Source organism: Streptomyces sp. adm13(2018) (genome assembly GCF_008042145.1).
In the GTDB taxonomy this organism is placed as follows: Bacteria; Actinomycetota; Actinomycetes; order Streptomycetales; family Streptomycetaceae; genus Streptomyces.
The window spans coordinates 1-2,627 of the sequence record NZ_RDBH01000213.1; the positions used below are offsets into that span (position 1 = coordinate 1).

Below are 2,627 nucleotides of genomic sequence, written 5' to 3' on the forward strand. Positions count from 1 at the left end.
ACCCCTTCGAGGACGTCGACGCCCGCTACCTCGTGCTCGTCAACGCCGAGAACCAGCACTCGCTGTGGCCGGCGTTCGCCGAGGTCCCGGACGGCTGGACCGTCGTGCACGGCGAGGACTCCCGCGAGGGCTGCACCCGCTACGTCGACGCCCACTGGACCGACATGCGACCGGCGAGCCTCGCGGCGCGCGGCTGAGCCACCCCGACGCGGACCCCCGGCGCCCCCGTGGCGTCGGGGGTCCGCGTCGGGGCGGGCCGCTCGCGCCCGCCCCGACACCACCGGGCGGTCAGACCAGGGAGCGCACCAGGACCCGGGAGCCCCGCGCCGGGTCGAGGCCGGAGCGCCACCGCGGGGGTGCCTCCTCCTCGCCACCGGGGGTGAATCCGTGGCGCAGGAAGAGCTCCCCTCCGCCCGCGGTGGCGGTGAAAACCCGCGCCACCCCCTGGGCGGCCGCCTCACCGAGCACGGCCCGCAGCAGCGCGGAGCCGACACCACGACCCTGACTCCCCTCCGCCACGCAGAAGTTGTAGAGCACGGCGGCCGCCCGGCCGTACGCATCGGGCCGATGGCACAGCGCGACACAGCCCTCCAGACCTCCCTGCCCGGCCTCGGCCACCAGGAAGTCCGCCGCGTCACGGGCGTACACGCCCGCGGGGCGGTCCCGCAGTGCGCCCTCGCGCACGAAGGGAACGGACAGCCGGTGCAGGGCGGCGGCGTCGGACCGGCCGGCGGGCCGGACGGAGACGGCGGCGACGGGCTCCGACCGGACGCCCGGGCGGGGCGTGGCTGTGGTCAACGGCTTCTCACTCTCGCGCTCTTGGGGGGCGACGGACCACAGGGATCACCGCCGCTTGACTCCCCCACACCATAGAGAGTTAGGTAAGCCTTACCTAACCAACCTGCCCACTCACAGCATCCGCATCACCTCGCATGTCGGACGGGAAGAGGACACGACGATGGTCGACACGGCCGGACAGCAGACGTTCACACGCGAGCGGCTCATGCGGGACGTCGCCGACGTGCTCTACGTCGACGCCGCGGAGATCGAGACGGACGAGAGTCTCGTCGAGCAGGGGCTGGACTCGATCCGGCTGATGACCCTGGTCGAGGGATGGCGCGCGGACGGAGCCGAGATCGGCTTCGTGGAACTCGCCGAACGCCCCACCCTCGACGCGTGGGTGGAGCTCCTGAACACCTCGACGGGAGCGTCCCGTGCGCGCCGGTGACTTCCTGATCGACATCGGCCCGCTGCGGACCAGCCCCGACTTCCGGGCGATCTTCATCGCCCGGGTGGTCTCGCTGTTCGGCCTCGGCATGGCCACCGTCGCCCTCGCCGCCCAGGTCTTCGGCATGACGCGCTCCACCTTCGGTGTCGCCGTCGCCAGCATGATCATGAGCGTCACGGTCCTCGTCGGCTCCCTGTGGGGCGGCTGGATGGCCGACCGCACCGACCGCAGGACGCTGATCCTCTGGGCCCGCGGTTCCGCCGCGCTCGCCTTCGCCGGTCTCGCGGTCAACGCCTTCCTGCCCACCCCGGAACTGTGGGCCGTCTACCTCTGCGTCGCCTGGGACGGACTCGCCACCGGAGTGAGCGTCACCGCGCTCATGGCGGTCGCGCCGACCCTGGTCCGGCCCGACCAGCTGCCCGCCGCCGGCGCCCTGATCTCCCTCACCGGCGAGATCGGCTCCGTCGCCGCCCCGCTCATCGGCGGCGTCCTGCTCGCCGCCTCGGGCCCCGGCCCGGTCTTCGCCTTCACCGCGGTGACCACCGGCATCACCACCCTGCTGCTGCTCCGGCTGCGCCCGCTGCCCCCGTTCAAGGACGAGGACGACGAGGAGGGCCACGAGGACTCCGGTTCGCCGGCCGCCGCCTTCCGGTTCGCCGTGCGCCACCGCGTCGTCGGCGCCCTGCTGGCCCTCGGCGGTGTCAACGCGCTGTTCAGCCTGCCCGTCGTCCTCTTCCCCGAGCTGGTCTACACCGAGTTCGGCGGCGGCGACGTCATGCTCGGCGTGCTCTACACCGCTCCGGCCGTCGGCGCCATCGTCGTCTCCGCGACGAGCGGCTGGATCACCCGCGCCGGACGCCCCGGACGCCTGCTCCTGACGGCCGCGTTCACCGGCGGCCTGGCCGTCATCGGCTTCGGTCTCAGCGGCAGCGCCGTCGTGGCCTACGCCATGCTGGTCGTGGGCGGCGCGGCAGGGACCGTGTACGAGATCCTGGAGTACGCCCTCGTCCAGCACAACACCCCGGACCGGCTCCGTGGCCGGATCGTGAGCGTCGTCACCGCCCAGGGCACCGCGGGCGGCATCGCCGGCGACGTCGAAGTGGCCCTGATCGCCCGCTGGTTCAGCCCGGCCGGCGCGGCCGTCGTGAACGGCGCGATCTGTGCCGTCGCCGCGGTGGTCGTGGCCGTCACGGTCCCCGGGCTGCGCAAGGCGACCCTGCCCCGCGAGGAACCGGACGACGACGAGACGCCCCCGGCCGGCGACGGCGACACCCCCGTCCCCGCCGTGGACGTCCGGGCCGCCACCGCCTGACCCGGCCGGGGAACCGCGCCACCGGGCACCGCCTCCCCGCGCGCTGGCGCGGTTCCCCGGCCGGGTCAGGCGGTGGCGGCCCGGACG

The 2,627-nt window shown here is 74.1% G+C and carries 4 protein-coding genes; 3 read left to right on the plus strand and 1 reads right to left on the minus strand.

What is annotated here, in order from left to right:
• A partial coding sequence (locus tag EAO70_RS35720) for an MbtH family protein (protein WP_148006953.1) occupies nt 1–197 on the plus strand: 197 nt, incomplete at its 5' end.
• Nucleotides 198–288: 91 nt separating this feature from the next.
• On the opposite strand, the gene EAO70_RS35725 is transcribed toward EAO70_RS35720, so the two are convergent.
• Nucleotides 289–798: a GNAT family N-acetyltransferase gene (locus EAO70_RS35725; protein ID WP_148006954.1), complete on the minus strand. Its 510-nt coding sequence runs from the start codon at nt 796–798 to the stop codon at nt 289–291.
• A 160-nt stretch (nt 799–958) separates the two neighbouring features.
• Between EAO70_RS35725 and EAO70_RS35730 the strand changes: the two genes are divergently transcribed.
• Entirely contained in the window at nt 959–1,228 is a 270-nt protein-coding gene (locus EAO70_RS35730) for a phosphopantetheine-binding protein (protein WP_148006955.1), read from the plus strand.
• On the plus strand, nt 1,215–2,540 hold the full coding sequence (entS, locus tag EAO70_RS35735; RefSeq protein ID WP_148006956.1) for an enterobactin transporter EntS: 1,326 nt from the start codon (nt 1,215–1,217) through the stop codon (nt 2,538–2,540). The genes EAO70_RS35730 and entS overlap by 14 nt, the downstream gene beginning before the upstream one ends.
• The last annotated feature ends 87 nt before the right edge of the window (nt 2,541–2,627 follow it).

Bases quoted from the DNA above. Each gene is read 5' to 3' on its own strand.
- EAO70_RS35730 (WP_148006955.1), top strand. From the start codon at position 959: ATGGTCGACACGGCCGGACAGCAGACGTTCACACGCGAGCGGCTCATG.